This is a genomic window from Natronomonas sp. (assembly GCF_036625485.1).
Taxonomy (GTDB): domain Archaea; phylum Halobacteriota; class Halobacteria; order Halobacteriales; family Haloarculaceae; genus Natronomonas.
The window spans coordinates 1-4,024 of the sequence record NZ_JAZKTR010000190.1 but is presented as its reverse complement, the minus strand read 5'-3'; the positions used below and the strand labels follow the sequence as shown (position 1 = coordinate 4,024).

At 66.2% G+C, this 4,024-nt stretch carries 3 protein-coding genes; 2 read left to right on the top strand and 1 reads right to left on the bottom strand.

All coding sequences use genetic code 11. The features are described from left to right. Together V5A53_RS13455 and V5A53_RS13450 are read left to right on the top strand one after the other, a co-directional pair. The coding region (locus V5A53_RS13455) for a phosphate acyltransferase (RefSeq protein ID WP_332314132.1) at nt 1–930 on the top strand (930 nt) is incomplete at its 5' end. A gap of 196 nt (nt 931–1,126) precedes the next feature. After that, on the top strand, nt 1,127–2,428 hold the full coding sequence (locus V5A53_RS13450) for an MFS transporter (RefSeq protein ID WP_332314131.1): 1,302 nt from the start codon (nt 1,127–1,129) through the stop codon (nt 2,426–2,428). A 59-nt stretch (nt 2,429–2,487) separates the two neighbouring features. Here V5A53_RS13450 and V5A53_RS13445 read toward each other — a convergent pair whose 3' ends face one another. Next, nucleotides 2,488–3,984, bottom strand: coding sequence for a replication factor C large subunit (locus V5A53_RS13445; protein ID WP_332314130.1), 1,497 nt, complete (start codon nt 3,982–3,984; stop codon nt 2,488–2,490). Nucleotides 3,985–4,024 lie beyond the last annotated feature (40 nt).

Here is a 4,024-nt window from a genome sequence, read left to right as displayed (position 1 = left end):
CTCGTGCTGGCGGAGGGCGACGACGAGAAGATGGTCCGGGCAGCCTACCAACTGGTCGACCAGGGGATCGCCGAACCGATCCTCATCGGCGACCGCGAGGAGGTCTGGGAGCATGCCGAACGACTCGGGCTCGACTTCGAACCCGAAATCGTCGACCCTGAAGAAGGGAATCTCGACCCCTACGCCGAGCGGCTCTACGAACTCCGCCAGCGGAAGGGCATCACGCGCCGTGAGGCCGATGAACTCATCGAGGATGGCAACTACCTCGGCAGCGTCATGGTCGAGATGGGCGACGCCGACGCGATGTTGACCGGACTGATGCACCACTACCCGTCGGCGTTGCGACCGCCACTGCAGGTCGTCGGCACCGCCGAGGACGCCAACTACGCGGCGGGCGTCTACATGCTCACCTTCAAGAACCGCGTCGTCTTCGTCGCCGACGCCACGGTCAACCAGTCGCCCGACGAGGACGTGCTGGCCGAGGTCACGAAACAGACCGCCGAACTCGCCCGCCGGTTCAACATCGACCCGAAGGCGGCGCTGCTCTCCTACTCGGACTTCGGCAGCGTCGACAACGAGGGGACTCGCAAGCCGCGGAAGGCCGCGGAGATGCTCCGGGCCGACGACGCGGTCGACTTCCCGGTCGACGGTGAGATGCAGGCCGACACCGCCGTCGTCGAGGACATGCTCGAAGGCACCTACAGCTTCTCGGAGTTGGACGCCCCCGCGAACCTGCTCATCTTCCCGAACCTCGAAGCCGGCAACATCGCATATAAACTCCTCCAGCGACTCGGTGGCGCCGAAGCCATCGGCCCGATGCTGGTCGGCATGGACAAGCCGGTCCACGTCCTCCAGCGAGGCGACGAGGTGAAGGACATCGTGAATCTCGCGGGCGTTGCAGTCGTAGACGCCCAGTCGAACGACGAATAGGTCTCCTATGAGCGGAGCGAGGGGGGCGAACCGGATTCCTTCTTCGAGAATCCACAGACCGAACACGGCGAGCGGTTGCTCTGAATCGGCACGCTGAGGGCCCGCGTTCGACCAGTGGGACGCCAGCGCCTGTCCACCGATATTATAACTGGCTGGGAGTGCATCATCTACCGTGTCATCTGCTCGTGCAGCCACGATGGATGACGCCGGCGGGCTTCCGACGGAGACGCGCCGCGGCATCGCGGTCGTCATCGCCGTCGTGTTCCTCGATCTGCTCGGGTTCGGAATCATCATCCCGATCTTGCCGTTCTACGTCAGGTCCTTCGGCCTCAGTGACCTCTTTATCGGCCTGCTTGCGGCGTCCTACTCGTTTGCGCAGTTCGTCGCGGCCCCGATGCTCGGCCGCATCTCGGACGAACGAGGCCGGCGGCCAGTGCTGATGTTATCGGTTGGCGTCGCGGGCGTCGCGTGGACCGTCTTCGGGCTGGCCGCCGAGGTAGACGCCGCCTTCGGGACTGTCGCCGCCGTTGCGACGCTGTTCGGGGCCCGAACTCTCGCCGGGGCCGCGGGCGGTAACATCGCAACGGCCCAGGCGTACATCGCCGACGTGACGTCCGTGGACGACCGGGCCAGCGCCCTGGGACTGGTCGGTGCGGCCTTCGCCCTCGGCTTCGTCTTCGGCCCCGCTATCGGCGGACTGGCAGCCAGCGACGCCGTCGTCGGTGCGGCCGAACGCGTTCTCCCCGCCTTCATCCCGACGACGAAGTTCTCGCTGCCGAGTTTCGCGGCCGCCACGATGTCGTTTATTGCTCTCGCAACGGCGGCGGTCGTCCTGAAGGAACCGGCCCGGACAGCGGTAGCGGCCAACCGGGTTTCGTTCCTCGCGCAGTTCCGGCGGACCTTCGCAGATGTGACGCTCCGGCCGCTGGTCGTCGCCTTCTTTCTGACCTCCTTCGCCTTCGCCGGGGTACAGGTGATGTTCGTCCCGTTCGTGGCCGACTTCTTCGACTACGACGCGACGGAAGCCGCGCTATTCCTCACCTACATCGGCGTTCTCGGAACGATAAATCAGGGCGTCCTCATCGGTCGACTCTCGAAACGGTACAGTCCTCGGCCGGTCGTTTTCGCCGGCACCGTGTCGCTGTTTCTGGCACTTCTCCTCTTGGCGCTCTCGCCGTTCCTCGGGGCACTGATTCCCCCACCGGGTGGACCGGTCTGGGTGACGGGCGGGCTTCTCGTTCTGTTGGCCTTCGGTGCCCTGGCATCGTTCGGCAACGGCGCCGTAACCGTCGGCCTCTCGACGCTCGTTTCGCAGGGGGCCGCCGAAGGGGAGCAGGGGTCGGCCTTCGGGGTGACTCAGGGCGCTGGCAGCCTCGGGCGAACCGTGGGCCCGCCGTTGGCGGCGGCCGCCTACGTCGTCGTCTACTGGTCGCCGTTCGTCGCCGGCGCGCTGTTGATGGTGCCGGTGGTACTGGTACTACGGGCTGGTCGGCGGTAGGAATCTCGGATAATAGGTCTCGCTACGGTTACCGGGGTGGCGACCCGCCCACCGCCGGGTTACATGAAATCCGAGAGGCCGGCCTGTCCGTCGTCGTCTTCGGCTTCGGCGGCGCGTTCTTCGGCGGACTGGCCGTCGTCGCTTTCGTCGCCAGCGTCGGTTGCCGAACTGCCGCCGGAGGCGCCGAAGTCAGCGAGGGTTCCACTTCCGTCCTCGTTCCCGTCGCTTTCGACGCTCTCGTCGTCCTCGGTGTCTGCCTCCTCGTTCGTCGTCCCCTCGATGGACGCGAAGGCCCCACCCGAGTGTTCGACGGCCTCCTTCTCCAGCAGTTCCTCGGCGTCTTCGACGATGCCTTGAACCTTGTTCGTGGTCTTGCCCGACCCCGTGATGAACGAGACGTGGTCGGCATCGAGGTCGTAGCGAGCGACCATCTTGACGGTCAAATCGCGGTTCTTGCAGTGGTGAGTCATCACCGAGAGGTAGGGCATGATCTCCCGGCGTGCGGTCGCCGTCGAGACGCCCGCTTTCTCGGCGATCTTCTCGGCGATGTAATCCCGGGTGGCGTCCCGCGAGGAGCGGTAGGGCGCGCCGCCGTAGCGGGTCCAGCCGCCGCGTTCCTGCTGGCGTGCCGAGGCGACCCCGGCGGCGACGTTGTCGGTCGCGTAGCGCCAGTACGTGTAGTTCTGCGTGGCTCGCACGCGACCGAGCCAGACGTCGGCGTCGGCGAGGTGTTCGTAGGCGTCGGCCAACTCGTCGGCCTCGTAGACCTTGGGCACCTTGTCCTCGATCCACTGGAGGAGGTTATCGGGCGTCTCGTCGACGTCGTAGGCCGTCCGGAGGGCCTCCTCGGCGGACTCCTCCTTGAGGACCGCATCGAGAAACGAGAAGATGTCGACGGTCTTGTCGCGGTCGCCCTCCGAGCCCTCGGCGCGGATCTCGCCGCCCTGCTCGCGAGCCTGCAGGTCCTTGATGGCCCCGCGCAGGTCCCCGCGATTCTGCTCGGCGATGGATTCGAGAACGTCCTCGTCGAACTCGACGTTCTCCTGTCGGCAGATGTCACGGAGGACCGGGACGATAGAGCGCGTCGAAATGTCGCGAAACTCGATGTCCCGGCAGGCGCTGCGGAGGCCGGAGGACATCTCGTAGTAGTCGTTGGCGATGAGGACGATGGGTTGGGTCGCATTCTTGACCAGCCGGGTCATCGCGGCGGCGCCGCCGCGGTCCTTGTGCTGGTGGAGGTTGTCGGCCTCGTCGAGGATGATGAGTTGCCGCTGACTGCCCAGCGTCGTGTTCGAGGCCGCACGCCCCGCGAACCGCTCGATCTCGTCTTTGGTTCGGGCGTCCGAGGCGTTCATCTCCAGTACGGGCCAGCCCATGTCGTTGGCCAGCGCGTGGGCGGCGGAGGTCTTGCCGACCCCCGGCGCGCCGTGGAGGACGACCGCCTCGCCGTGGTCGTCCCACGTCTCGGCCCACTCCGTCAGCGCGTCGCGGGCCTTGTTGTTCCCCCGGACCTCCGAGAGGGTCTCCGGGCGGTACTTTTCCGTCCAATCACTCATTATCGATGGAAAGAGGGTAGCGGGTAAAGTGGTTGCGGAG

Coding starts and splice junctions, on each gene's coding strand:
- V5A53_RS13450 (WP_332314131.1), top strand. CDS start 1,127: ATGGATGACGCCGGCGGGCTTCCGACGGAGACGCGCCGCGGCATCGCG.
- V5A53_RS13445 (WP_332314130.1), bottom strand. CDS start 3,984: ATGAGTGATTGGACGGAAAAGTACCGCCCGGAGACCCTCTCGGAGGTC.